This is a genomic window from Acinetobacter sp. YH12205 (assembly GCF_013418125.1).
GTDB classification, from domain to species: domain Bacteria; phylum Pseudomonadota; class Gammaproteobacteria; order Pseudomonadales; family Moraxellaceae; genus Acinetobacter; species Acinetobacter towneri.
The window spans coordinates 1-25,447 of record NZ_VPCQ01000004.1 but is presented as its reverse complement, the minus strand read 5'-3'; the positions used below and the strand labels follow the sequence as shown (position 1 = coordinate 25,447).

The 25,447-nt window shown below is 41.9% G+C and carries 27 protein-coding genes and 1 rRNA gene; 18 read left to right on the top strand and 10 right to left on the bottom strand.

Going from position 1 to position 25,447, the window contains the following annotated elements; all coding sequences use genetic code 11:
• Positions 1-174 precede the first annotated feature (174 nt).
• Entirely contained in the window at positions 175-1,335 is a 1,161-nt protein-coding gene (locus tag FTU92_RS06240) for a CaiB/BaiF CoA-transferase family protein (protein WP_004972446.1), read from the bottom strand.
• Positions 1,336-1,544: 209 nt separating this feature from the next.
• Here FTU92_RS06240 and FTU92_RS06235 point away from each other — a divergent pair, with 209 nt between their 5' ends.
• From FTU92_RS06235 to FTU92_RS06220, 4 genes are all read left to right on the top strand, one after another.
• Complete coding sequence (locus FTU92_RS06235) at positions 1,545-2,555, top strand: AraC family transcriptional regulator (RefSeq protein WP_004972448.1); 1,011 nt, start codon at positions 1,545-1,547, stop codon at positions 2,553-2,555.
• 229 nt (positions 2,556-2,784) lie between these two features.
• Entirely contained in the window at positions 2,785-3,990 is a 1,206-nt protein-coding gene (locus FTU92_RS06230) for an acetyl-CoA C-acetyltransferase (protein ID WP_180095907.1), read from the top strand.
• Between the two features lie 11 nt (positions 3,991-4,001).
• Entirely contained in the window at positions 4,002-6,137 is a 2,136-nt protein-coding gene (locus FTU92_RS06225; protein ID WP_180095905.1) for a 3-hydroxyacyl-CoA dehydrogenase NAD-binding domain-containing protein, read from the top strand.
• Positions 6,138-6,308: 171 nt separating this feature from the next.
• Positions 6,309-6,641, top strand: coding sequence for a hypothetical protein (locus FTU92_RS06220; RefSeq protein WP_004972453.1), 333 nt, complete (start codon positions 6,309-6,311; stop codon positions 6,639-6,641).
• Positions 6,642-6,753: 112 nt separating this feature from the next.
• Here FTU92_RS06220 and FTU92_RS06215 read toward each other — a convergent pair whose 3' ends face one another.
• A complete protein-coding gene (locus FTU92_RS06215) occupies positions 6,754-7,176 on the bottom strand; it encodes a GNAT family N-acetyltransferase (RefSeq protein WP_004972455.1) in 423 nt (140 codons plus the stop codon).
• Positions 7,177-7,199: 23 nt separating this feature from the next.
• Positions 7,200-8,420 carry an SAM-dependent methyltransferase gene (locus tag FTU92_RS06210; protein WP_180095903.1) on the bottom strand — a complete coding sequence of 407 codons (1,221 nt, stop codon included), beginning with the start codon at positions 8,418-8,420 and terminating at the stop codon, positions 7,200-7,202.
• 107 nt (positions 8,421-8,527) lie between these two features.
• Here FTU92_RS06210 and FTU92_RS06205 point away from each other — a divergent pair, with 107 nt between their 5' ends.
• Together FTU92_RS06205 and FTU92_RS06200 are read left to right on the top strand one after the other, a co-directional pair.
• The gene (locus FTU92_RS06205; RefSeq protein ID WP_180095900.1) at positions 8,528-9,175 is read left to right on the top strand and encodes a hemolysin III family protein; all 648 of its coding nucleotides are present in this window, start codon (positions 8,528-8,530) and stop codon (positions 9,173-9,175) included.
• A 185-nt stretch (positions 9,176-9,360) separates the two neighbouring features.
• Positions 9,361-10,674 carry an MFS transporter gene (locus FTU92_RS06200; protein WP_004972461.1) on the top strand — a complete coding sequence of 438 codons (1,314 nt, stop codon included), beginning with the start codon at positions 9,361-9,363 and terminating at the stop codon, positions 10,672-10,674.
• A 66-nt stretch (positions 10,675-10,740) separates the two neighbouring features.
• Here FTU92_RS06200 and FTU92_RS06195 read toward each other — a convergent pair whose 3' ends face one another.
• On the bottom strand, positions 10,741-11,751 hold the full coding sequence (locus FTU92_RS06195; RefSeq protein ID WP_180095898.1) for a metallophosphoesterase: 1,011 nt from the start codon (positions 11,749-11,751) through the stop codon (positions 10,741-10,743).
• Positions 11,752-11,927: 176 nt separating this feature from the next.
• Between FTU92_RS06195 and FTU92_RS06190 the strand changes: the two genes are divergently transcribed.
• Positions 11,928-13,538, top strand: a complete 1,611-nt coding sequence (locus FTU92_RS06190) for a phospholipase D family protein (RefSeq protein WP_257218768.1) — start codon at positions 11,928-11,930, stop codon at positions 13,536-13,538.
• Between the two features lie 97 nt (positions 13,539-13,635).
• On the opposite strand, the gene FTU92_RS06185 is transcribed toward FTU92_RS06190, so the two are convergent.
• Complete coding sequence (locus tag FTU92_RS06185; RefSeq protein WP_096901584.1) at positions 13,636-14,454, bottom strand: 1-acyl-sn-glycerol-3-phosphate acyltransferase; 819 nt, start codon at positions 14,452-14,454, stop codon at positions 13,636-13,638.
• 292 nt (positions 14,455-14,746) lie between these two features.
• Here FTU92_RS06185 and hflX point away from each other — a divergent pair, with 292 nt between their 5' ends.
• The 6 genes from hflX to FTU92_RS06155 all read left to right on the top strand — a co-directional run bounded on the left by hflX (position 14,747) and on the right by FTU92_RS06155 (position 18,916).
• Positions 14,747-16,087 (top strand): ribosome rescue GTPase HflX, encoded by a 1,341-nt coding sequence (gene hflX, locus FTU92_RS06180; RefSeq protein WP_180095896.1) that lies wholly within the window; start codon positions 14,747-14,749, stop codon positions 16,085-16,087.
• A gap of 35 nt (positions 16,088-16,122) precedes the next feature.
• Positions 16,123-16,494, top strand: coding sequence for a hypothetical protein (locus tag FTU92_RS06175; protein ID WP_004972466.1), 372 nt, complete (start codon positions 16,123-16,125; stop codon positions 16,492-16,494).
• Between the two features lie 9 nt (positions 16,495-16,503).
• The gene (locus FTU92_RS06170) at positions 16,504-17,178 is read left to right on the top strand and encodes an LrgB family protein (RefSeq protein ID WP_004972468.1); all 675 of its coding nucleotides are present in this window, start codon (positions 16,504-16,506) and stop codon (positions 17,176-17,178) included.
• An 86-nt stretch (positions 17,179-17,264) separates the two neighbouring features.
• Positions 17,265-17,711, top strand: coding sequence for a DUF2147 domain-containing protein (locus FTU92_RS06165; RefSeq protein ID WP_180095894.1), 447 nt, complete (start codon positions 17,265-17,267; stop codon positions 17,709-17,711).
• Positions 17,712-17,912: 201 nt separating this feature from the next.
• A complete protein-coding gene (locus tag FTU92_RS06160) occupies positions 17,913-18,359 on the top strand; it encodes a DUF2147 domain-containing protein (RefSeq protein ID WP_004972472.1) in 447 nt (148 codons plus the stop codon).
• A 104-nt stretch (positions 18,360-18,463) separates the two neighbouring features.
• Positions 18,464-18,916 carry a DUF2147 domain-containing protein gene (locus FTU92_RS06155; protein ID WP_004972473.1) on the top strand — a complete coding sequence of 151 codons (453 nt, stop codon included), beginning with the start codon at positions 18,464-18,466 and terminating at the stop codon, positions 18,914-18,916.
• Positions 18,917-18,999: 83 nt separating this feature from the next.
• Here the strand turns inward: FTU92_RS06155 and FTU92_RS06150 are convergent, their stop codons facing one another.
• The 4 genes from FTU92_RS06150 to FTU92_RS06135 all read right to left on the bottom strand — a co-directional run bounded on the left by FTU92_RS06150 (position 19,000) and on the right by FTU92_RS06135 (position 22,121).
• Complete coding sequence (locus FTU92_RS06150) at positions 19,000-19,848, bottom strand: symmetrical bis(5'-nucleosyl)-tetraphosphatase (protein WP_096901578.1); 849 nt, start codon at positions 19,846-19,848, stop codon at positions 19,000-19,002.
• Positions 19,848-20,660, bottom strand: a complete 813-nt coding sequence (gene rsmA / locus FTU92_RS06145) for a 16S rRNA (adenine(1518)-N(6)/adenine(1519)-N(6))-dimethyltransferase RsmA (protein ID WP_004972477.1) — start codon at positions 20,658-20,660, stop codon at positions 19,848-19,850. The genes FTU92_RS06150 and rsmA overlap by 1 nt, the downstream gene beginning before the upstream one ends.
• Before the next feature lie 19 nt (positions 20,661-20,679).
• On the bottom strand, positions 20,680-21,648 hold the full coding sequence (gene pdxA / locus FTU92_RS06140; RefSeq protein ID WP_180095892.1) for a 4-hydroxythreonine-4-phosphate dehydrogenase PdxA: 969 nt from the start codon (positions 21,646-21,648) through the stop codon (positions 20,680-20,682).
• A gap of 62 nt (positions 21,649-21,710) precedes the next feature.
• Positions 21,711-22,121: a hypothetical protein gene (locus tag FTU92_RS06135; protein ID WP_136144144.1), complete on the bottom strand. Its 411-nt coding sequence runs from the start codon at positions 22,119-22,121 to the stop codon at positions 21,711-21,713.
• A gap of 265 nt (positions 22,122-22,386) precedes the next feature.
• Between FTU92_RS06135 and rplM the strand changes: the two genes are divergently transcribed.
• The 5 genes from rplM to FTU92_RS06110 all read left to right on the top strand — a co-directional run bounded on the left by rplM (position 22,387) and on the right by FTU92_RS06110 (position 25,224).
• Positions 22,387-22,815, top strand: a complete 429-nt coding sequence (gene rplM / locus FTU92_RS06130) for a 50S ribosomal protein L13 (protein WP_004909012.1) — start codon at positions 22,387-22,389, stop codon at positions 22,813-22,815.
• 12 nt (positions 22,816-22,827) lie between these two features.
• Complete coding sequence (rpsI, locus tag FTU92_RS06125) at positions 22,828-23,214, top strand: 30S ribosomal protein S9 (protein WP_004972483.1); 387 nt, start codon at positions 22,828-22,830, stop codon at positions 23,212-23,214.
• Between the two features lie 250 nt (positions 23,215-23,464).
• Positions 23,465-24,118 carry a glutathione S-transferase N-terminal domain-containing protein gene (locus tag FTU92_RS06120; RefSeq protein WP_136144145.1) on the top strand — a complete coding sequence of 218 codons (654 nt, stop codon included), beginning with the start codon at positions 23,465-23,467 and terminating at the stop codon, positions 24,116-24,118.
• A 10-nt stretch (positions 24,119-24,128) separates the two neighbouring features.
• Positions 24,129-24,557: a ClpXP protease specificity-enhancing factor gene (locus FTU92_RS06115; protein WP_180043543.1), complete on the top strand. Its 429-nt coding sequence runs from the start codon at positions 24,129-24,131 to the stop codon at positions 24,555-24,557.
• A 16-nt stretch (positions 24,558-24,573) separates the two neighbouring features.
• Positions 24,574-25,224, top strand: coding sequence for a hypothetical protein (locus tag FTU92_RS06110; protein WP_178868245.1), 651 nt, complete (start codon positions 24,574-24,576; stop codon positions 25,222-25,224).
• 138 nt (positions 25,225-25,362) lie between these two features.
• Here FTU92_RS06110 and rrf read toward each other — a convergent pair.
• Positions 25,363-25,447, bottom strand: a 5S ribosomal RNA gene (gene rrf / locus FTU92_RS06105); the annotation flags it as partial.

Genomic DNA, 25,447 nt, shown 5'->3' with positions numbered 1-25,447 from the left:
AAATGTGTTTTTTACATATTTATTAGCGATTTTATTGATAAGCCATTGCAACATCACAGCCTGTAAGCCTTTGCCAAAATTTACAGGCTTTTTATAGAGCTATCACAAAATAGTGCATGCTTTAGCACTTTTTCTGCTATAGCATCTATTCGATCTATTATTGATTACCTGAAATTACGACTTGGCTTCATCTTCATCCTGATTTTTAATCTGAGATGACCACTGCCCTGCACCCAAAGCCTGCCCGATATAATCGTAACGCATTTGAGAACGTGAAAATTTAATTGGACACGCCAACTGAGTTTCAGTTTTTTCGGCATTCTGCTGAATAGGAACTTCTACTGTCCAACCGCGTTGCTGTGCCAAAGGTGAATGTAAGGCTTCATCTAAAGTGAATACAGGTTCAACGCAGACATCATATTGCGCGAATACCTGCTGCCATGTGGCAAAACTTTGTGTTTTAATTTTATCTTGAATAGCGTGTTTGACTTGCAAGCGCTCTTGCGGATCTAAAGATGCCCCTTTTTCCAAAAGTATCGGTAAGTTTAAAATCTGTGCCAAACCCTGCATAAACTGCGGCTCTAAACTACCGACTGAAAGATAACGGCCATCTGCTGTTTCATAATAGTCATAATAGGTGCCACCATTTAAGTAAGATTGCTCAGCATATTGAGGAACCTGTGCCGCCAAAACTGCTGAAGCGGCCATATTGTTTAAAGTCGCAGCGCAATCGGTCATCGAAATATCAATATACTGCCCTAAACCACTGCGCTGACGTTCTATCACTGCACTTAAAATCGCCACCAAAGCATGCAATGATCCACCTGCTACATCGGCCACTTGAATCCCGAGCGGTGGCGGCCCACCCGCTTGCCGTCCACTATGCCCCGCAATGCCAGACAAGGCTAAATAGTTGATGTCATGTCCTGCCCTTTGTTGATAATCGCCTGTTTGTCCATAACCTGTGATGGAACAATAGATCAGTCGCGGATTAATTTTTGCCAAGCTGGCATAGTCCAGCCCTAAACGCTGCATCACGCCTGGTCTAAACTGTTCCAATACAATATCGAATTCGGCAATTTTATCGTGAATAAGCTGAATACTTTCGGGGGATTTTAAATCCAAAGTAATTGACTGTTTATTCCGATTCAAATAACTGTGCGAAGTCGCTTGTCCATTGGCATAGGGCGGAAATAAACGAATTAAGTCAGGACGGGTTGCCGATTCAATATGAATCACCTCTGCACCCATATCCGCCAAATACAAACTGGCAAAAGGGCCGGGCAATAAGGTAGAAAAATCTAAAACTTTTAAACCGCTCAGTGCATGTGTCATTGTTGTGATTACTCGATTTTTACTGATTTTCCGTTCATCTTATAAACAGCAAAACTGTAACACAATGTCATGTTCAGCCATTTACCTTGATCATTTCGGCAATTTATTATGTAAAATAAGTAAAATTGGTATTGTAAATTGCCAATTTCAATTTTTAGCGTCATTTAGGTCAAGCTTACGTGAATACAAAAGAGACTGAAGGATTTAACATGAGCAGAGATACCATTAGTATCCATTTTGTAAATGCAGCGCTCACGGGTGTTAAGCGACTCGGCATGGATGTCGAAACCTTATTATCTCATGTCGGTATTGAGGCAGAACTTCTGCGCCAACCGAAAGCACGTATTTCACCTGAACAATATACTCGCTTTATTAAAATGTTGTGGATGGTGACCCAAGACGAACACGTGGGTTTTGATTCTCAGCCACGTCGTTTGGGTACATTCGCGATCATGTGCCAATTGGTAATTCACGCCAAAACACTGGGCGATGCCTTAGAACTCTCTTCGCAATTCTACAAACTGTTTGGTGATGATTGGTCGGTTACCTTAGAACGTGATAAACACGAAGCACGTTTGGTACCATCTATTCCACAAGCTATGGATCCTGATCACTTTATTACTGAAAGTATGTTGATGATTTGGCACGGCTTGGCATCTTGGCTGATTGAACGTCGCCTGCCTTTGGAGCGCGTACATTTTGGCTATCCACGTCCTGCACATGCAGATGAATACGATGCGCTGTTCTTTGCGCCTGTCATGCAATTTGACATGCCACGCACCGAAATTACCTTTGCTGCCGACTACTTGGATTTACCAATTCGTCAAACCCAAGAAACCTTAGACGAATTCTTAAAAACCGCGCCTGCGCAATTGTTGGTGAAATTCAAAAACACCAATTCTTTAACTTCGCGTATTCGTGACGTGTTAAAGAGCCAAATTGGCGAAGAAATGCCAACCTTGAACGATGTTGCATCCATGCTGTACCTATCGCCACAAACCTTGCGTCGTCGTTTGGCTGCAGAAGGTAAAAGCTATCAAGGGGTAAAAGATGCATTACGCCGTGATGCCGCGATTCACCTATTGCTGAATCCTGAACTTACCCTTGAAGATGTGGCACAACAAGTTGGCTTTAGCGAAACCAGTACTTTCCACCGTGCTTTCAAAAAGTGGACTGGCGTCACACCTGGTTTATACCGTCAGTTGCACGGTTATCATTAATTTAGAATCGACAATTCACAATAACTCGTAATTCCAATCGATTGCCCTTGCACACCGCAAGGGCTTTTTTTATCGCTCTATTATAGTTTCAATCTTTCTGCCAAATTACTGCGTCATCCCAATTAGCAAAAAACCTCACTGACCTGTACCGTTCTCGTCATTGCACTTCAAAATTTTCAGATTACACTCAAAAGCAATCATAAAGAAAACTATCGACAAGGGATTGATTATGAGCGAGGCCTACATCATTGATGCTATTCGCACTCCGCGCGGCAAAGGAAAAAAAGATGGCGCATTACACGAAGTTAAACCCATTCGCCTACTCACAACCTTATTGAATGAATTGCAACAACGATACAACCTAGACACCTCACAAGTAGACGATATTGTTTTGGGTTGTGTCACACCAATTGGCGATCAGGGTGCAGATATTGCCAAAACCGCAGCGATTGCCGCAGGTTGGGACAATGATGTTGCTGGGGTACAAATCAACCGCTTTTGTGCCTCAGGTTTAGAAGCCGTGAACCTCGCAGCGCAAAAAGTTCGTTCGGGTTGGGAAGATTTAATCGTTGCAGGTGGTGTGGAATCTATGTCACGTGTGGCAATGGGTTCCGATGGTGGTGCTTGGGCATTCGACCCTGAAACCAATATGGCTTGTGACTTTATTCCACAAGGTATTGGCGCTGACTTAATTGCCACACTCGATGGCTATAGCCGTACAGAAGTCGATCAATTTGCAGCAGCATCACAGCACAAAGCCGCAGCAGCACAAGCACAGGGACATTTCGAGCGCTCGATTGTACCTGTCAAAGATCAGGCAGGTGTGGTGATTTTGGCACAAGATGAATTTATCAAACCACAGACCACGGCTGAAAGCTTGGCACAGCTCAAGCCGAGTTTTGCCAATATGGGACAAATGGGTTTTGATGCGATTGCCCTGCAAAAATATCCTGAAGCAGGACAAGTCAATCATGTGCATCATGCAGGCAATTCATCAGGTATTGTTGATGGCGCGGCATTGGTCTTGATTGCATCGGAACAAGCGGTACAACAACACAACTTAAAACCACGCGCCAAAGTGCTTGCTACCGCACTGGTTGGCACAGACCCTGCCATTATGCTCACAGGACCCGCGCCTGCAGCACGCAAAGCCTTAGCCAAAGCAGGACTGAACATTGAAGATATTGATCTGTTTGAAGTCAATGAAGCCTTTGCAGCCGTGGTTCTGCGTTTTATTACAGAACTTCAGGTTGATCCCGCCAAAGTCAATGTAAATGGTGGTGCTATTGCCTTGGGTCATCCACTTGGCGCTACAGGTGCCATGATTTTAGGCACCTTACTGGACGAGCTAGAACGACAAGATAAAAAACGCGGCATGGCTACATTATGTGTAGGCGGTGGGATGGGAATTGCCACCATTATTGAGCGAGTATAAGGAGTATAAAAATGAGCGCCATTCACTATTATAAAAATGCCGATAACATTGTCATTCTAACCTTTGACTCACCAAATCAATCTGCCAACACCATGAATGCTGACTTTAGAGATGCATTAGCGCAAGTGGTACAAAAGTTAAAAGCAGACGAACAAGTGGCGGGAATCATTTTCGCCTCTGCGAAAAAAACCTTTTTTGCAGGCGGTGACTTAGATGAGTTGATTCAAGTACAGCCTGAGCATGCCAGCTCATTTTTTCAGATGATTGAAAACCTAAAAGCACAGCTGCGTTATATTGAAACCCGTGGTATTCCTGTGGTAGCTGCCTTAAATGGCACGGCACTCGGCGGCGGATGGGAACTTGCTCTGTGCTGTCATCATCGTATTGCAATTCGTGATGCAAAAACCAAGTTTGGTTTACCCGAAGTGACTTTAGGTTTATTGCCTGGTGGCGGTGGTATTGTGCGGATGGTACGTTTATTGGGTTTACAAACTGCCCTGCCGCTGTTGATGGAAGGCAAACAGCTGAGTGTGGAAAAAGCACAAAGTTTAGGTTTAATCCATGATCTTGCTGAAAATGAAACAGAATTACTCAGCAAAGCCCAAGACTGGATTCTTGCACATCCTCAATCACAACAAGTATTTGATGTCAAAGACTATAAAATCCCTGGGGGAACACCATCTACACCTGCTGTCGCGCAAATGCTTTCCACTGCTCCTGCCATGCTACGCGACAAAACCAAAGGCTGTTACCCTGCGCCTGAAGCAATTTTGAGTGCAGCAGTAGAAGGTGCGCAGGTTGATGTCGATACAGCCTTACGCATTGAATCTCGCTATTTTACCCAGCTCGCAACAGGTCAAATTTCTAAAAATATGATTGGCACCTTTTGGCATGGGCTGAATGCGATTAAATCGGGCAGTGGCCGTCCGCAAGGCATTGCACCGCATCAAACTCAAAAAGTCGGCATTTTAGGTGCAGGCATGATGGGCGCAGGCATTGCTTATGCCACAGCAAGCAAAGGCATTGCGGTTGTTCTTAAAGATGTATCCATCGAACAAGCTGAAAAAGGCAAAGCTTACAGTCAAAAACTATTGGATAAACAAGTATCGCAAGGTCGTATAAGTGCAGAGCGAGCAGCACAAGTCTTAGCCAATATTCATCCAACGGCACAGGCTGCCGATTTACAAGGCTGTGATTTGATTATTGAGGCGGTATTTGAAAATCCTCAACTCAAGGCGCAAGTCACACAAGAAGCCGAAGTTTTTCTGGCAGAACAAGGTGTGATGGCATCCAATACCTCAACTTTGCCAATAAGCGGGCTTGCCCAAGCTGCGCAAGATCAACAGCGCTTTATTGGACTGCATTTCTTTAGTCCTGTCGATAAAATGCCGTTGGTAGAAATCATTAAAGGAAAAAACACCTCTGCCGATACTTTGGCAAAAGCATATGACTTTGTGCAACACATTGGTAAAACACCGATTGTAGTCAATGACAGACGTGGCTTTTTTACCAGTCGGGTGTTTGGCACTTTTGTGCAGGAAGGCTTGCGCTTACTGGCAGAAGGCGTACATCCTGCCAAAATTGAAATGGCAGCTTTAAAAGCAGGTATGCCTGTTGGCCCACTTGCCATTCAGGATGAAGTATCTTTAACCTTATCTGAACACGTGGCACAGGAAGCACGTAAGGCGTTGCAAGCCGAAGGAAAAGACCGACCACTGTCGAGTGCAGATGAAGTCATTCAAACCATGATTCATCAATTTTCGCGTAAAGGCAAAGCTGCAGGTGCAGGCTTTTATGACTATCCTGAACAGGGTAAAAAACAGCTTTGGTCGGGGTTAAGCCATTGGTATCAAAATACCGAAATCGCTGAACAAGAGATGATAGATCGCTTTTTATTTGTGCAAGCACTGGACAGCTTACGTTGCTTAGAAGAAGGTGTTTTAGAATCTGTCATTGATGCCAATGTTGGTTCAATTTTTGGCATTGGCTTCCCTGCATGGACAGGTGGTGCTTTACAATTTTTGAATCAATATGGTTTAACACAGGCTTTGGCACGAGCACAGCAACTTACTGCTGAATATGGCGAGCGTTTTACCCCACCTAAAATCTTGCAAGATCGTGTTGCTGCAGGTGCTAAAAGCATTTAAAGCTAAACTTTAAATTTAAAGCAATCTGGGAGGGATATATCATCCCTCTTTTTATTTGCTCAAAATTACAATGAATATCCCTGCATAAATAGAATTTAATCCGTTTTTCATGCATTTTATGTTATAAAGTTACATAATTTTAAGATTTAGATTCAAATTGGGTAGATGCACATGACCGAACGCCTTACTCCTGAAAAATCACCTTGGGGTTGGAAAGCACTCTTTATTTTCTGTATTTTGGGTGGAATTTTCATGTTTATTTTCTGGTTAGCGGTCACGAATGAACCTGACTACATGCCTAGCCAGCAACAAAAGCAGAATACTCAGCAACACGCCTTTAAAAATGCGCCAGCTATGTCACAAGAAGCATTGGCAAAAGCACAAGCAGATCGTGAAGCACGTGAAGCTTTGGCTGCTGAAACTGCAGATGCACACGGTATGACTGAAACAGAACATGCCAATATGCCTGAAAACCATGAGCCAGCACCCGCACATGGACATTAATATGCGCTAGCGGCTCTGTTCATACAGTTTATAAAAAGAAATCGCCATGATCACATTCCATCATGGCGATTTTTATTTTGCACGATTAAAATCAGGACTATCGACAATTCGTTTAAAATATCAATCGCATATCTACATGCGGAATACCACAATCTAAATACGACTCACCCTCAACCTGAAAACTCAAACTTTGATAAAACGGAATCGCGTGTTCCTGCGCAGACAACTTGACCCACGGACGTTGCTGCTGCTTTGCCACCTGAATAATATGCTGCATTAAAACACGTCCCACACCTAAACCGCGCTGTGATTTCAACACTGCGACCCGTCCAATACTGTGATTTTCCAGTAAACGTGCTGTTGCAATCGCCTGTCCAGTTGCATAGACCACAAAATGCAAGGCAACTGCATCTTGTGCATCCCACTCATCTTCAGGCGCAATTCGCTGTTCCTGAATAAAGACTTGCTCACGAATAGATTTGGCCTCTGCAGCAAATTGTGTCCAAGTGCCCGATTGAATTTCATAATCTTGCATCTTTATATCCTGTTCCATCTTGCTTAGCACTTAGAACCAATGCCCTGTTGATCCCACTGATCGTTCAACAACAACTCCAAAGAATGTTTTTGAATACCGTACATGGTTTTTAAATCACGAATTTGTGCCAAAACTGCTTGATCAGGTTCACTCCAATTTTGACGTTTGGTTGCCAAAATCATTTTGTTTTTACTGGTGTGTTCTAAAGCGACAAACTCAAAAACTTTGGTGTCATAACCATAGGCTTTGAGCAATAAAGCGCGGATGGTATCGGTTAACATTTCCGCCTGTTGCCCTGCATGAATGCCAAATTGCAGCATCGGTTGCAACACGCTTGGGCTTTGTAATTGTGGACGCAACTCTTTATGGCAACACGGCGCGCACATAATCATTTGTGCATTCAGGCGAATACCAGTATGAATTGCAAAATCGGTGGCGACATCACAGGCATACAAAGCAATCATTACATCTAAATGTTCTGGCTGATAGGTGCGCACATCGCCCTGAAAAAAATCTAGCTGCTGAAAGTCTGAAGCACTCGCCACCGACTGACAAAACTCAACCATTTTCGGGTTTAGTTCCACCCCAGTCACAAAGGGAATAAATTGCTGCTTTTGCAAATAGTCATAGAGCGCAAAAGTTAAATAGCCTTTGCCTGAACCAAAATCCACCACGCGCAAGGTATTTTCCGAAATTTTGATTTGCGCCAAGGCACCCGAAAAAATTTCAATAAATTTATTAATCTGTTTCCATTTACGCGCCATGCTCGGAATAATTTGCGCTTTGGCATCGCTAATCCCCAAGTGTTGTAAAAATGGGCTGGATTGATCGACATAACGCTGCTTTTCTCGGTCATGTCCTTGTGGTTCTTTCGGTTTCGCTATAGTCGGTGCTGTTTTACTAATGCTGAGCATGGCTTTCTTTTTGTTCTTTTTTAGCTGAATTTCCTGATCTGTCGTAAATAAATTGGCCTGTTTACAATCTGCCAATAAGTGACTCAATTGTATCTGTGCTTCTGCCAAAGGATAGTTTTTGGTGATATCCTGCGTTTTATGGCGATACAAACAAGTTAAAACGGTGTCTTGATTTAGCTGAATCACCCGTAAGGTGATTTTTTCTAATTGTTCCAGTTCGCCTTTATATTGACTCAGCACCACACGATCAAGCTTTTGTGTATCAATGGCTTGCTGAAAAGCCTCTAAGAATTGTTGTTCCTGCACAGAGGGAGAAGCCAAAGTCGACATAATAAAAACCTGAAAAAATTACAATTCAAGTTTAATTGTTATTACCCTAAAAGCAAAATTGAATTACGATACAGTTGTATAATTAAAGAAATTAAAGCAGATTCGCCATGAAATTAAATGCCCCTTTAGTGCCTGATTATGACCTGCAAGAAGAACGGATTAACTATCTGAGCCATGGTGTTGGTGCGGCTTTGGCATTTATTGCAGGTATTCTTTTAATCATTAAAGGTGCGTATTTAAGTACGGGACAATGGCTAGGTTTGTGGGCCTATGCAATAAGCATGGTACTGCTTTTTTCTGCTTCAATGCTGTATCACATGGCAACCGCAGCAGACCGTCGTTATTTTTATAAAAAGTTAGATCACACCGCAATTTATTATTTAATTGCAGGGACTTATACCCCATTTTTATCCATCGCGATTCCTACTCAAAAAGCACAATATTTGTTAATTGCCCTGTGGATTATTGCCCTGATTGGCACCCTATTTAAACTGGTATTTATCAACCGTTTTCATAAAATTTCTTTAATTGCCTACTTGGTGATGGGTTGGTTAGCCGTTCTGGTCATGGACGATATGCAAGCCTATTTAAGCAGCCAAGCCCTGACCTTTTTGCTAATTGGCGGCATTGCCTACACCGTGGGTGTATTGTTTTATGCCTTAAAACGCGTAAGATATACCCACGCAATTTGGCATGTATTTGTCCTAATTGGTGCAGGCGCACACTTTCTGGCAATTTATCTGTATGTGATTTAACGCTGAATATCGCTCATGTCTTACAGATAAAACGATCAGATTTGAATGGTGTTCATGGATGCAGTTTTGTAACCGACTTCTTGTTCAAAAAAGTATAACTACAAGAAGTATCTACTATTTTTCTGCCAGTGCGGTCTGTGCCAAATTGCACTTTCATTTAAAATTCACTTTACATAAGGTCCTGTATGGCATCTTCATCTACTGCTGCCGCTGAACAGCCGACTCAAAATTCTAAATTTCGAGTACTGACTGCAAGCTTGGTCGGTACCACCATCGAGTTTTTTGACTTTTATATCTACGCCACTGCGGCAGTCATTATTTTCCCGTATCTGTTCTTTCCGACCAGTACTGACCCAATGACGGCAACCATTCAATCTCTCGCCACCTTTGCAATTGCCTTTATCGCCCGTCCAATTGGTGCAGCTTTATTTGGACATTTAGGAGATCGGATTGGACGCAAAGCCACTTTGGTCGCGGCATTATTGACCATGGGAATTTCTACAGTCTGTATTGGTTTACTGCCGACGTATGCACAAATTGGGATTATCGCGCCATTACTGTTGGCGTTGTGTCGCTTAGGGCAAGGTTTAGGCTTGGGCGGTGAATGGTCGGGAGCAGTACTGTTAGCCACAGAAAATGCCCCTGAAGGTAAACGTGCTTGGTATGGCATGTTCCCACAATTGGGCGCTCCGATTGGTTTTATTCTTGCCACAGGTTCATTCCTTATTTTAGGTGCGCTGATGTCTGAGCAAGACTTTATGACATGGGGCTGGCGCATCCCGTTTATTTCGAGTGCCTTATTGGTGATTGTCGGTTTATGGATTCGCTTAAAACTGCATGAAACGCCTGCCTTCCAAAAAGTGTTGAATAAACAAAAAGAAGTCAATGTGCCATTTATTCAGGTCTTTAAAAAACACGCTAAAATGTTAGTGCTCGGTACAATCGCTGCAATTTGTACCTTTGTGGTGTTTTATCTGACTACGGTATTTGCCTTGCAATGGGGCACCAAACAACTGGGTTATTCACGTGAAGAATTCTTAAAACTTCAACTACTAGCCACATTGTGTTTTGCTGCTTTTATTCCCCTCTCAGCCGTTTTAGCCGAAAAATTTGGACGTAAAACCACCTCTATCGCAGTGTGCATCATCTCTGCAATTTTTGGCTTATTTTTTGCCGACATGCTTGCTTCAGGCAGCACGTGGATTGTATTTATTTTCCTGTGTATTGGCTTGGCAATTATGGGACTTACTTACGGGCCCATTGGTACAGTATTGTCTGAAATTTTCCCAACATCTGTACGCTATACAGGCTCCGCACTCACCTTTAACTTGGCGGGTATTTTTGGCGCATCGTTTGCCCCACTCATTGCCACCAAACTTGCCACCACTTATGGCTTGGCTGCAGTTGGTTATTATTTAAGTGCAGCATCCATCTTGTCTTTAATCGCATTTTTAATGATTCGAGAAACCAAGCATGATGATGTAAACAATCAAATTTAAGCGCAAAAATTGCATCAAAAAACCAGCCTCGGCTGGTTTTTTTCATGTAGGCGATGGTGACGGTGCTTACAATAATTCAATAATATCAATCGTGGGTGGCACACCAAAACGAAAAGGAACACCCACCATTCCAGTCCCCACAGTCACAAATACATCGGCATGATCATGACGATATAACCCCTTTTTATGCCCTAAAATAGATACTTTTTTCATCACATAATCGGTCAGCCACGGCAGTTCAACCTGCCCACCATGGGTATGTCCTGCCAACATCAACGGACGTGTCGGCAGTTTTGGCACCATATCCACTGTATCGGGGTTATGTGATAACAACACCCACGGCTTATCCTGAGGTAAATCGGGCATATAGCGCATGTCGGTTTTACCTGCCCATAAATCGCCAATACCGAGCAAACGAAACTCATCAAACTCGACAATTCTACCTTCAATATCAATCACGTTATTTTGTTCTAAAGCCGTTTTTAACAGCTCTTGAATGGGCGGGCCAGGATACTGCTCATCATGATTACCATTTACCGAATATACAGGCGCACAAATTTCTTTTAATACCGCCAATTCTTCGACCAATTTATTTTCAGGCTCATAAGTCCAGTCGCCTGCTACAACGACCATATCGGGGTTTTGCAAATTGAGTTTTTTCACAATTTGCTTCAATTGACGCTCATGCCCAGAAAACAAGCCAATATGTAAATCTGCAATTAAAGCAATTTTGACAGGCTTTAATAAACGGCGATCTGCATGAATTTGATATTTGGTAGTTTTGACTTGAATCAAATGCGGTTCAATAAAACGCGCATAGCTCAACACAGCACTGACTAAAAATACAAAAATCGCTTCGTGGATGGAGTAATAGCCCTGAATACCCGCATAGACACTAAAAAAAACCAAAGGCGGCAACAGGTAAGACAAATAAAATGCCAACAAATGCACAAAGGCCTTAAACGGGTGAATGGTTTCTGTATTGGCCTGACTGCGCCATGCTTGCGAAACTGCCCACAGCGCCAAAATTGCCATACCCATATAGAAATACAACACGACTGAATCGTTATCCCACATATTTATTCTCTATTACTTCATACTTCTGCTATTCAATGCTGCGCTAAACCCAGATGTCGCATTTAACCCACACACGTCATATATCTGTATTGTCATATTTATCTTTTCATAGCTGACAATTATACTCAAACCCTATTTTTAACTTATTTGCTCCTCGTGCTAAAAAGGAATTTAATTTGGCAAACCGCAGCTCATCCGCTCCATTTCAAAATATTCGGCACAACGTCTTGTGGCTGAGTTGCGCCTTCGTTTTGACACTCTCAGGCTGTAGCACGCTGCCCAAACAGATTGAACATCCGATCCAGATGGCGTTTGAAACCCCAACCGATCAAACCAGTTTGGCCAAAATTGTACTGCCGCTACGCGAAAAATATCCGCAGCTTACGGGTTATCATGTCCTGTATGATCCGCTCGAAGCCCTAGCAGCACGTATCTATCTGATTAATAAAGCAGAAAAATCTTTAGATTTACAATATTATATTTGGGATAACGATAAAATTGGCGCGCTTGCACTACACGCCATTATTCGTGCGGCAGATCGTGGGGTGAAAGTCCGCTTATTGGTCGATGATAACAATGCAAAAAAAATGGAAGGCATTTATCTCGCGCTCGATCAACACGTCAACATCGACATCAAACTGTATAATCCATATCGCTTTCGACATTATCGTGCCATGGACATGATTTTGGATTTGAAGCGTATTAACCGTCGTATGCACAACAAAAGCTTTATTGCCGATAACCAAATTTCTCTGATTGGTGGGCGCAATATGAGCAATCAATACTATAACGTCAGCGACAATTATCAATTTTCTGATGTCGATGTGATGTTAGTCGGCTCGGCTTCGGATGAAATTATTCACTCTTTTGATGAATACTGGAATGATGACTATGCTTATTCAGTCAAGCAATTGGTCAATCCACAACATTACACCTTGCGTTATGAAAGCTTAAAACAGCAATTAGAACAGCACGATCAAGAAGCCACCGTACAAAATTATTTAGATTTGGTGACTCGTTCTAAAGCGATTGAACAGTGGATGACGCATAGTATTAAGTTCGATTGGGTCAGTGCTGAAGTGGTCAAAGATGCGCCGAGTAAAATTAAAGACCGCGCCTCAAAAGAAGAACATCTCAACTTTCAATTGCTGACGCATTTAGAGAAGCCAAGCAGTAGTGTCGATATTATTTCTGCGTATTTTGTCCCCGAACAATCGGGGGCAGAAAAACTAAAAGACTTGGCGGATGATGGCGTTCAGGTACGCGTACTGACCAACTCCTTTAAAGCCAACGATGTTCCTGTGGTGCATGCTTTTTACGCCAAATATCGAGAAGATTTATTGGCAAATAACGTGCAGCTGTATGAGTTTTTGGCGCGACCTGAAATGGAAAACCTAAACACACATACGCACGAAATTTCCAAAAAAGCCAAAGTCAGTATGAAAGGTTTAAGCCGTTCTAGTTTACATGCCAAACTCATGGCATTGGATGAAAAACAGGTATTTATTGGTTCGTTTAATTTTGACCCACGCTCGGCATATTTAAATACTGAAATTGGGGTGATTTTAAACAGTCCGCCATTGGCTCGCGCAGTTCACCACACCATGGATGTCAATTTGTCCAAATATGCTTATAAACTGGTTTTAGATGCACAGCAAAACATTCAATGGCACATGAAAAATCCACAAGGCGAAACTCAAATTCTGAAAAAAGAACCAGGGATGAAATGGTATCAACGTGCGACAATGAAAATTACCTCATGGCTGCCAATTGAAGGCTTTATGTAGCAACATAATATTGAAGCTGTTGGATGATGACCATTATTCTTAAAAAAATGTGATGTGCTTAGGCTATCTTTAACATGAAGATGCGCCTAAGCATGTTTTATGATGTCAGCACTTGTGGTTTTAATACCTGACGATGCAACTCAGCCAAACCTTCTGTCATGCGTTCCTGTACCACAGCAGTTAAAGATTCAATATCGTGCCCTTCTACCACAATTGCAGGTAACGCCATTAAATGCGCTGTCACTTTCGGCATTTCCAAAACATCTTTCACATGATCAACAAAGGTCATGTCATTAATAAACGGCGCAACAGTATCTAACTCACCTTGCTGATTCACATAACAAATCAGACAAATTTGCACAGGTCGTTTGGCTTCAATTGCTGCCCCTAAAATACGACCATGCACTTTTTTAATTTTGCTTCCATCTGACGTGGTCGCTTCAGGAAAAAATAATACAGGAATATCTTGTTTTAAAAATTGCGTGATTTGTTCACGAATTTTGACTGAATCGCCAGAGCCACGCTTAATAAATAGCGTCCCCCCACCTTTGGCTAACTTACCCAATAACGGCCATTTTTCAATTTCAGCTTTGGCCAGAAAAAATACCCGCGCACTAGAACCCAATACCGCTACATCTAACCACGAAATATGATTACTGACCCATAGCGCAGGGTCATGCGGAATTTCACCATGAATTTGCACTTCAATATTAAAAACTTTGCACAATTGACGGCAAAAATATTGCACATAGCGCGTATTGTTCGGGTTGTTGGTGTCTTTATACAATTGATGACGATAGACCAAATAAAACCCTTCACCAATCGCGCCAGCCGTTGCCAGAACTTTTTTGCTATACAAAGCAAGCTTTGCAAAACCATGAATTGGAGATGTGTGAGTTTCAACAGCTGGGTTCATAGGGTCATCACTAATTGTTAAACGCAAAACAACGTATAAAGGTCTATATTTTGCTCATTCTATACTGTTCAATCTGAACTTGCATTGATAATAAAAACCGAAACCTGCATGCAAACATGCGACTTTTGGCAAAATCTAAATAGATAAATTCTATATTGGGGTCATCCTTATAATTGAGTTTACATACGTTGATATAGCATCAAATCAGGGCGCAGGAAAAATCCAATCATCTATTTCCCTGCACAAACATTTTTTCTACTAGAATATAGCTTTAGCATGGAGATTGCGCTGAGTGGAAAATTTTGTGCCACATCAAGATGGCGAGCGTGTTGTACTGGTCAGTGTCGCTGTCCAAATTTTAGAAGACCTAGATGCCGAAGAGTTTCAGCTCTTGGCTGAATCTGCGGGTGCAGAAGTTTTACAACACGTCCACACTCAACGTAGTAAACCCGATGCCAAACTCTTTATTGGCTCAGGCAAAGCCGAAGAAATTGCCGCATTGGTCAAAGAACACGACGCCAATTTGGTCATTTTTGATCATGCACTCAGTCCTGCACAGGCACGTAATTTAGAAAAAGTGATGCAATGCCGTGTGGTTGACCGTACCGAACTCATTTTAGATATTTTTGCTCAACGCGCCCGCACTTACGAAGGTAAATTACAGGTCGAATTGGCACAATTACAACATTTATCTTCACGTTTGGTGCGTAGTCGCAGCAACTTAGACAGTCAAAAAGGTGGTATCGGCTTACGTGGTCCTGGGGAAACCTTGCTTGAAACTGACCGACGCTTATTGCGTATTCGCATGGGACAACTAAAAACCAAACTCGATAAAGTCCGTCAAACCCGTGCACAAGGTCGTGTGGCTCGGCAAAAAGCCGCCATTCCTACCGTTTCATTGGTCGGTTATACCAACGCAGGCAAATCGACCTTATTTAATATTTTGGCGCAAAGTGATGTCTATGCTGCTGACCAACTGTTTGCTACGCTTGACCCTACTTTACGGCGTTTAGAATGGGATGGCATCGGACGTCTGGTATTGGCAGACACCGTTGGCTTTGTAAGAAACCTATCTCACTCTTTGGTGGAATCTTTTAAAGCAACTTTGGAAGAAACCTTAGAAGCCAGTTTATTGCTGCATGTGATTGATTCAAGCAGCCCCGATGTGTTGGAACAAATTGAAGCAGTCGAAGGTGTGCTAAAAGAAATTGGCGCAGATGTACCTATTTTGCGGGTTTACAATAAAATTGATGTCTCAGGCGAAACAGCCAAAATTATCTATGAAAAACCGCATCAACCTGACCGTGTCTATGTATCGGCACATTCAGGGCAAGGTTTAGACTTGTTAAAACAAGCCGTACATGAATGTTTGATAGGGCAAATTCAAAAGTTTGATCTTAAATTACAACCTGCTTATGGCAAACTGCGCAATCAACTGTATGCGCTCAATGTCATTCAGGCAGAACAGTACGATGATGAAGGTCAATTACATCTACAAGTCAGCATGGCACCACATAAACTGGAACAACTGATTAAACAGGCACATTTACCGATAGACGAAATTTTAGGTGCACAGGCAGAACAATTTAAACGTCCGCTTGAAGCATTTGAAATTGACGATCAGATCGGTTAAAACGTGATAAGTAAAATTTTAATGAAAGATCAAAAATGAGCAGGATAAAACATATCGATTGGCCAGCATGGATCGGCACACTCCTTTTGATTATTGTGTTTCGTGAAGCCTCTGTATGGATCATGACCCAATTTAATCACCCAGAATTAGGCAATTTAGTCGGTTTGCTCAGCCTGCTGGCGGTATTATTTACATGGCGCAAACTCAGTAAAATTCCTGCTCGTCTGGTCGATACCAACAACAAAATCATGAAAGAAAGTGCCTTTGCTTTTTTACCCATCAGCGCGGGTTCATTAATTATGCTCACGCACATGGGCAAACAAATTCCAATCTTCTTAATTGTGTTGTTTATCAGTACGCTGATCCCGCTTTGGCTGTATGCCAAAATGGCAAAACGCTGGCTTTAGGAGATTAAAATGCTGTCAATTCTATATGGTTTTTTAATCACTCTCGTTGCATATTTACTGGCAAAACCTTGCAACCAAAAAGTCCCGCAAATCCCTGTGATTGTCTTTGGCATGTGTTTTGTGTTGCTACTGTTGTATTTTTTCGGGATTCCATACGAAACTTACGTCGCACAAACCAACCCTTTGTTTAATCAATTATTGGGCTATGTGACAGTTGCACTCGCCATTCCTCTAGCAGCCATGCGTTATGACGATTTACCCCTCAAAGCGATTTTAGGTATTTTGTTCTTTGCCAGTCTTAGTGCTGTGGCGCTGCCGATGGGGCTTGCTTATGCGCTACATATGTCCAGTGCCGATATTATGGCATTTGCCACCCGTGCAGTGACCACGCCGATTGCGATTAATATCGCAACCTTATTAGAAGCACCGATTCAATTGGCAGTATTAATTGTAATTTTATCAGGTGTCGTGGGTGCTGCTTTTTCACCACTTATTTTAAGGCATATCAATGATGAACGTGCTTCAGGTTTGGCACTTGGCTTAGCTGCACATGCCATTGGTACTGCTCAAGCATGGCAACGTGGCAGTGTTGCAGGACGTTATGCTGCCTTTGGCATGGCAGTCAATGCAGTCTTTACCGCAGTTTGGCTGCCAACATTTATACTGTATTTACAAAGAATGTGACTGAGCAATCACTTTTAAAGATTGTGACCATTTCACTTTCTTTTTATTATGAAATATCCAGTTTGCGAAATGAAGGAACATTGAACATGGTCAAGATAAAACTCACCGTTGCCTTAATCTGCTCAGCCTTAGGTAGTTTTGCGCTGGCTCAAGATATTACAGGAACTTGGAAAAACATTGACGATAAAACGGGTTCATCTAAAGCCATTTTAGAAATTCGTCAGGAAAGCAATAGTAGCTATACCGCTAAAATCGTTAAAGTGACGCCACGCCCAGGTTACACACCAAGAGAAACCTGTGTCAACTGCCCTGCGCCTTATACCAACCAACCGATTTTAGGTATGGATGTACTCACTGGCTTAAAATATACAGGTAATTCCAATTTCACAGGCGGGAAAATTATTGACCCTTTAAGCGGCAATATTTACAGCACCAAAGCCAAATTGAGCAATAATGGTAAGCGTTTGACCATGCGCGGTTATGTCGGTGTATCGGCTTTAGGTCGCAGCCAAACTTGGATTAAAAGTGATTAATTTATAAGTTATTCCACCAACTTAATTAATTCACTTTTCACTTAAAATGCCACACGTTCGTGGCATTTTTCACATCTTTTCCAGCATTTTCCCTGCAAGTTTAAGATTAAAAATTTCCTCAAATCTCTTGACTCTTACCACAACTCGCTTTATATCTTGAATTAACCTCTGTAATAACTTTCGACAATCAAAGGAACTGATATGAAGAAAAATGTATTGATGGGTGTATTTGCAAGCTTAATCTTCAGTGGTTCAGCATTTGCTGCAGACCTAACAGGTATCTGGCAAAGTATTGATGACAAAACAGGTTCACCCAAAGCCCTGATTGAAATTACCCAAGCTGAAAATGGCAGCTTTACTGGTAAAATTATCAAAGTCACACCAAGACCGGGCTATACCCCAAAAACTATGTGTGTGAATTGCCCTGCACCTTATACCAACAAACCTTTGGTCGGTTTGGAAATTATTAGTGGCTTAAAGCATGTGGAAAATAACAACTATGCCGATGGGCGTATTTTAGATCCACTTACAGGCAAAATGTATAGCCTGAAAGGTCGTTTAGCATCTAATAATAAACGTCTCACTTTACGTGGTTACGTCGGAATTTCAGCCATTGGTCGGACACAAACGTGGATTCGCCAACAATAAGCGAGTAATTGTGTCTCATCGGTCATTTTTTCTGGATACTCGGGACTTTGTGTCCGTTAATTCACAGATTAGACTAGCCGCAAAGACCGAGTAAGGGAAATAAAATGATTCAGAAATTGGCTTTAGGAATAGCCGTCATCTTCGGCAGTCTAAGCACTTTGGCGATGGCACAAGATTTAGCAGGAACTTGGCAACAAATTGATGATAAAACAGGCTCACCCAAAGCTGTCATCGAAATTCGTAAAGAAGCCAATCAAACCTATACGGGTAAAATTGTGAAAGTAACCCCGCGTCCGGGTTATACCCCACGTGAACTTTGTAATAAATGCCCTGCGCCTTATACCGACCAACCTATTTTAGGGATGGATATTTTAAAAGGCTTACAACAAGTCAAAAACAGCAACAATTACGAAAAAGGACGCGTAATTGATCCATTGGCAGGTCGTATTTACGATGCAAAAATTCGCCTCAACTCAACAGGTAAACGTTTAACTTTACGTGCTTATATGGGTGTATCTACACTAGGTCGCAGTCAAACTTGGATTCGAATTCAATAAAATTCAAGATAAAAAATAGCCACCTCAATAGGTGGCTATTTTCATTTCATCATCACATTTTTAAATTTTAAAGATGAATGTTATTACCATTCTGCCAGCGGATTATCCACTGCAAACAATTGCTGATCTTCCAAACGATAAGCCACAAGCTGATTGCCCCACACACAACCGCCATCCACATTTTGAATATTGTCGGCTACCGTTTGTCCCTGCAATGCTGCCCAATGACCAAATACGATTTGATGTGTTTGCGCAGCTAAAGATGGATATTCAAACCACGGTTTAAAACCTTCTGGCATCGGATCATCTAAGGCATCTTTAAAGCTGAATTCCAAACCACCCTGTGCATTGGCTAAACGCATACGGGTCAAATAGTTGGTAATACAACGTAAACGCGCATGCCCCTCTAAATCATCCGACCAAACTGCAGGTTCTGCCCCATACATTTCCTTTAAGAATGCATCCACTACCTCAAAGTCCTCATGCCCAATCACCGCCTCAACTTCTTTTGCCAAAGCTGCGGTTTGTTCCGCATTCCAAATATGTGGAATACCTGCATGAGTTAAAATGGTGTTTTCATTAGGAAAAAGACACAATGGTTGTTTACGCAACCAATCAATCAAATCATCACTGTCAATTGCATCAATCACATCACGAGTGTTGTCTTGTGCTTTGATTTTCTTTAAGCCACGTGCGCCTGCCAACAAGGTTAAATCGTGATTGCCTAACACCGTTGCTGCAACGCCACGATCTACCAGTTTTTTAATAAAACGCAAAGCACCTACCGAGTTTTCACCCCGCGCGACTAAATCGCCTGCAAACCAAATAAAATCTTGATCGGGATCGAACTGTATTTCTTTTAATAACAGTTTTAAGGCTTCAAAGCAGCCCTGCACATCACCAATGACATAGTTGTATCGAATTGCTGCCATTAATTCACCATCTGATCTGCCAATGCGACAAATGCACTCAAACTTAAAGTTTCAGGACGTGCCATTGGGTCTACCCCTGCACGTTCAAACGCATCTTCAGCCAACATGCCTTTTAAGCTATTGCGCAATGTTTTACGACGTTGGGTAAATACATGCGCCACCAAACGTGCCAATGCTTTTTCATCTTTGGCAATAATCGGTTTAGTCACATAAGGCTCTAAACGGAATACTGCAGAAGTCACTTTAGGCGGTGGATTAAATGCGCCAGGCGGTACTTCAAACAAGAACGTTGGCTTACAGTAATACTGCATCATCACCGATAAACGCCCATATTCTTTGGTATTCGGTTCAGCCGTGATACGATCTACCACTTCTTTTTGCAGCATAAAGTGCATGTCTTTAACTTTGTCACCAAACTCTAAGAGATGAAACAAAAGCGGCGTCGAAATGTTATACGGCAAGTTTCCAACCACACGTAGCGGGCGCCCTTCCTGAAATAACTCGGTAAAGTCATATTTCAGCGCATCACTTTCTACAATAGTTAAACGCTCAGGATGTGGCACACGTCCCGGTAAGCCTGCGGCCAAATCACGGTCTAATTCCACTACAGTCAAAGCATCACACTCACCAATTAAAGGTGAGGTCAATGCCGCTAAACCCGGTCCAATCTCGACAATATTATCGCCTGGACGTGGGTTCACTGAGCGGACAATTTTGGCAATCACGCGTTGATCATGCAAAAAGTTTTGACCAAAGCGTTTACGAGCCTGATGCCCTTCATCTTTTGGGTTTAGGGCATTAATTTGATACATAAAGATTTCCAAGCTGAAATTATGAACGTGCTAAATCCAGCGCTAAATCGACAGCAACATGCAAGCTAGAACTTTTCGCAAGTCCCGTACCTGCGAGGGAGAGCGCTGTGCCGTGATCGACTGAAGTGCGAATAAACGGTAAGCCTAAAGTAATATTGATTGCTTCACCAAAGCCCTGAGATTTTAACACAGGTAAACCCTGATCGTGATACATCGCTAAAACTGCATCGGCATCTTTTAAATTTTCTGGGGTAAATAAAGTATCTGCAGGTAAACTTAAACTGAGATTTTCACCGCGATTACGGTAATTTTGCAGCACAGGATTAATCACCTCAATTTCTTCCATGCCTAAATACCCATCTTCGCCCGCATGTGGGTTCAAACCACAGACCAATACTTTAGGATGTTCAATTTTAAACTTGCTTTTTAAATCGTGCAGCAAAATATCAATTACTTGTTCTAAACGTGTTTTGGTAATGGCATCTGCCACGGCACGTAAAGGTAAATGCGTGGTCGCCAAGGCAACGCGTAAGGTTTTGGTGGCTAACATCATCACCACACGCGCAACACCTGCAAACTCCTGATAATATTCAGTGTGCCCACTAAAAGAAATACCAGCTTCATTAATAATAGATTTTTGCACGGGTGCTGTCGCCACGCCCACACTCTTACCTATCATTGCATAAGAAGCTGAGCGACGTAATTGCTCCAAAACGTAAGTTGCATTTTGTGCATTTAAATGCCCCAACTCAACATCTACAGCCAAAGGCACATGCTCAACATATAACTGCCCAAGCGCTGCAGGCTGTTGCTGACCTGAATATTCAATCAATTCGACTTGTTGCTTTAGAATTTCGGTGCGTTGTTGTAATAATTGATGATCTGCCAATACCACAATTGGACGCTCATCTTGTCGAGCTGCCAGACTTAGACAAATATCAGGTCCAATACCTGCAGGTTCACCACTGGTGACATATAAAGGGCGCATGCAGCTTCATCCACTATAGCTAGGTGTAGCTGAATTATAGCGCCATCCTGAGCAAAATTGTTTTATCTCCAATCTAATCTAAATCGGCTATCTAAGATGCCCATCTGATGCGCCCATTCCGAAATGCCAATCACGACCATACATAACAACAAACCTATAAATAGTATTTTGGGCGCTTGTTGAGTGACTGCTCGATAGTTTTGATCAGATAGACTCAACATGATGAAGCCACCGATGCCATATAGCATAAAAGGGAGCAAGGTGATGTGCATAAATACAGAATAGATTAAGATAAAATCAAATACATCAGTACCATAAGCTGCACCTACCAACAAAAATGCCAGTTCATACAGACCAATCAATGTGATGAAAAAACCTGCTATAAATTTTAGCAGTTTATTTGGTTGCGGCTTTAATGCTTCTGTCGTTAATGCTTTTGTCGTTGTAGCGATGCGTTCTAAATCATCAGACATAGTGATCCGTCCTCATCATTATTATTTGCTGCGACCATACAGAAAAAGCTAAAACAGCACTAGATAAAGAAGATCAATACCTGATTTTTACTGTCGTGAAATGGTCGCTAGAGGTGATTTTGCTTTTATAACCAAACTTGATAAAATATAGCGCTTAAAATGTGACTTTTCCATTGTAGTTCTACCCATTCTCAGGTAGAATTCGGACTCCTTTTTGTTTGGACAGCTTCCATAGTCCAAACCAACTATAATAGGTAGTGGTTTAATGAAAACTCTCAGCGCTAAGCCAGCTGAAGTTCAACACGACTGGTACGTTGTTGATGCTTCTGGCAAAACTCTAGGTCGCCTTGCGACAGAAATCGCTCGTCGTTTACGCGGTAAGCACAAAACTTCTTATACTCCTCACGTTGACACTGGCGACTACATCGTTGTTATCAATGCTGAGCAAGTTCAAGTGACTGGTAACAAATCACTTGACAAGAAATACTATCGCCACACTGGTTTCCCTGGTGGTATCCGTGAAACTAATTTCGAGAAATTAGTTGCTCACAAACCAGAAGAAATCTTCCAACGCGCTGTAAAAGGCATGTTGCCAAAAGGTCCTCTTGGTTATGCTATGATCAAGAAAATGAAAGTGTACGCTGGTGCTGAGCATCCTCACACAGCTCAACAGCCACAAGTTTTGGACATCTAAGGGATACAGCACATGGCTACTAACTATGGTACAGGTCGCCGTAAGACCGCAACTGCACGTGTTTTCTTATCAGCTGGTACAGGTAAACTCGTAATTAACAACCGTACTCTTGAGCAATATTTCGGTCGTGAAACTGCTCGTATGATCGTACGTCAACCATTAGAGCTTCTTGAAGCTACTGAAAAATATGACCTTTACATCACTGTTGCTGGTGGTGGTATTGGTGGTCAAGCTGGTGCAATCCGTCACGGTATTACTCGTGCATTGATCGCATCTGACGACACTTTAAAACCTGCTCTTCGTCAAGCTGGTTTCGTTACTCGTGATGCTCGTGAAGTTGAACGTAAGAAACTTGGTTTACGTAAAGCTCGTAAACGTCCACAATTCTCTAAACGTTAATTCGTTTACCGAATCGGACACAAAAAAAGCCTTGGATTTTCCAAGGCTTTTTTTTATGCAAATCAACGAGCTGAGCATTTTAAGTCAGATAAACAATTCGGATTCACATACACCAAAAATCAAAATTCAATACAGTCCAAAAATTGAAAACCAATCAACAAATATCTCATACACTTTTATCAGCTTTGCTGGGTGATTTTAGTGGCTAAGTTTAGTATCCTATTCTATTCATTTGGTTTTATTTCGGATTATGTCAGTCGAGAACGCACCCTTACAAGGCATTACCCTCTACAGTCATGCGGACGACTTTCGCTCACATTGGATTCGTTACGTTCTGGCCGAAAAACAAATCAAATATCAACTGATTTTGGTCGATTATGAAGATGAAGATCTTGCAAGCCTGAATCCGTATAATCAACTTCCAATGCTGCTAGAAAACGATTTAAAACTCTTTAATACTGCGATTATTTCCGAATATCTGGATGATCGTTATCGACAAAATAAACTCTATGCAGATGCACCTATGCCACGTGCAGAACAAAGACAATATATTTGGCGCTTTGAACAAGACTGGTTCAAACTTGCCGATCAGATGCTACGTCATCCTGATAGCTTAGAGTACACAACACAGCGCGCTGCACAAAAAAAATTACGTGATACACTCATTTCACTGACACCATTATTTCAGCATTATCCTTATTTCATGTCAGAAAATTTCAGTATTTTAGATTGCATGCTGGCACCCTTATTTATACGGCTAAAAGCCATGGGCATAGAATTACCCCAACAACACTGTCGTCCAATTTTCCTGTATTGTCAGCGGATTTTTTCACGCCCTGCCTTCACTCAAGCAATGACTTTGCAAGAAAAAAATCGCTATCAAGAATTTTTAATTCATACTTAAAGAGCATATTATGTCTGAATCTGAAATCAATTTAAGTCCAACCCGTCCTTATTTAGCCCGTGCAATTTATGAATGGATTTGTGATAACCAACTCACACCACATTTATTGGTCGATGCTACACAGCCGAATACGCTTGTTCCTGAACAATTTATTCAGGATGGTCAGATTGTCCTAAATATCGTTCCACATGCAGTGCATGCCTTACACATGAGCAATGATGCAATCACCTTCTCTGCACGTTTTGGGGGCGTATCACGCGACTTATATGTACCTATGAATGCCGTCTTAGGTATCTATGCAAGAGAGAATGGACAAGGCTTATTCTTTGATCCAAGTGAGTATGCACATATCCAAAATGATCAAGATGCTTTAGAATCAAAGACTGAAGAAAAAACCGAACAAACTAAGAAAAAACCAAGCCTTAGATTATTAGATTAAAACAATGGAGTAGTGAATGGCTTTTGATTTAGTACAATATTTTGCAGCGCAGATTAAACTTCAAAAGCCCTCGCTTTTGAAACAATATAATGCTGTTGATCGCGACCAATATATTCAAGAAATCAATGCGCTGAGCTTAGGCAAACTGGTCAGTCTGTGGCGAGAAGACAACCAAAAACTTTATCAAGAAATTGATCATCAAGATGAATTATATATTCAGGAAATTGCACGTCGACTCACCACATCTCCACACAATCAGTCACCTCTCTCCAAAACTGAGCTTGAACAGAATATTAGTGAAGTCTTAGCCTTACAACTCACAGAGCTCAAGCAATTGGATCAAACTGGTAATTTTGGCAATAAAGGTCTAGGTGAATTATTGCTAGGTCAAATTGAACATTTATCTGGTCAAGCGGATGATTGGGTTTGGTCAACAAACGATCTAATAGAGTTAAAAGGTTCTAAACCAATTCCTCAAGAAGAGCTATCATTAGAGGCATCAATGAAGGAGTTTAATCAAATGGTACAACAACATACCCACGATGATCATCAAAATATTGAGCTTGTAGAAGCAATTGTACCCACTTGGTCTAAAGTACTAGAACCTATCGTTGCGATTGCGATTTTAGCAATTCTATGGTGTTCCGTTACTCAATTATTCGCTTAAATCAATCTTCTATCTAAGCCGTAATAAAACCATCATCATCTGATGGTTTTATTTTGCCTTCACTTTTTATAGTTTTTAATATTTTCTTTCCCACATAAAAAACACCCCCAACGCTAGTTGAGGGTGTTTAGAATAATGAGCTGGCGATGACTTACTCTCACATGGGTAACCCCACACTACCATCAGCGCGAAGAGGTTTCACTTCTGAGTTCGGGAAGGGATC